Annotated in this window: 1 pseudogene; it reads left to right on the top strand. The window is 76.2% G+C overall.

Annotation, left to right across the window (positions count from 1 at the left end):
• Positions 1-466 (top strand): annotated as a pseudogene (locus tag GT354_RS50465) (hypothetical protein); the annotation flags it as partial.

Here is a 466-nt window from a genome sequence, read left to right as displayed (position 1 = left end):
CCCGCGCTGCGCGAGGCGTATCGCACCGCCCGCGTGCTGTACGAGAAGGTCGGGGTCGGCGCCGACCTGCGTGCCGAACAGGCCCGCGCGGAGAGCGAGGAGTCCGCCGCGCAGAGCACGCTGGACCGGCTCACCGCGAAGGTGCGGCGCCAAGCCGCCGAGCTGCTCGACGGGTTCGACGGCTCCGACGGGCCCTCGCGCCTGGCCGCCGCGGGGCGGGCCGAGGACCACGTGCGCACGTTGGAGGGTCGCGCCGACGCCGCCACCGAACTCGTGGGCCGACTGCGCGGGGAAGTCGAGCGACACGCCCCCGCCGAGGGCCGTGAGCACCACATCGAGCTGCCCGAGGAGCGGCAACCGCGCGATGGGGCCCACGCGCAGGAACTGCTTCGGGCCGCCGCCACCGAGCACGCCGCGCGTACCGACGACGTACTGGCCGCCCGCGAGACGCACGGCCGACTGGTAC

Source organism: Streptomyces sp. SID3343, from assembly GCF_009865215.1.
Taxonomy (GTDB): domain Bacteria; phylum Actinomycetota; class Actinomycetes; order Streptomycetales; family Streptomycetaceae; genus Embleya.
Note: the sequence above shows the minus strand (reverse complement) of the source record. Positions and strands in the feature narration are given on the sequence as shown.